We start from the raw sequence: 470 nt of genomic DNA, 5'->3' as shown, positions 1-470 counted from the left end.
GCATACAGCGCCAGTCCGTGCAGCCGTATGTGGGGCGGCAGGAACTTCAACGCCGCCATCATCAGCACGGGAATCATCGTGCCGCTGGCGATGCCTTGCAGGAAGCGCATGGCCAGCAGCAGATCGAGGTCATGGATGAAGGGAATGCACACCGCCAGCAAGGTGCATGCGCCGATCATCCACAGCTCGAAGCGGCGCACTGAGAGCGTGATGGCGAACCATGCCGCAAACGGCATGGCGATCACTTCGCCGGCGCTATAGACGGTCGTGAGCCAGGAGGCGTCGTCCAGGCTGTAGCCCAGCGCGCCACGCACGTCCGCCAGCGCCAACGCGCCCACGCGGTTGTTCAGTCCGGCCATCATGGCCGCGATGAGGATGCCGACCAGCCCGGCGATCGCCCGCTTCGGAGGGGCTACCGCAGCAGCGGGTGCGGGTGGCGCCGCTGTCGGCTGCAACGCTGCGGCACTCAT

General features: G+C 66.6%; 1 protein-coding gene. It reads right to left on the bottom strand.

Translation table 11 applies throughout. From position 1 onward, the window contains the following. Window positions 1–470 (bottom strand): MFS transporter (locus tag APY03_RS32840; protein WP_157103487.1); only part of this gene is annotated, 470 nt, incomplete at its 3' end.

It is taken from the genome of Variovorax sp. WDL1, from assembly GCF_001541225.1.
GTDB lineage: Bacteria > Pseudomonadota > Gammaproteobacteria > Burkholderiales > Burkholderiaceae_C > Variovorax.
The sequence above is the reverse complement of the archived record's forward strand: the minus strand, read 5'-3'. Positions and strand labels throughout refer to the sequence as shown.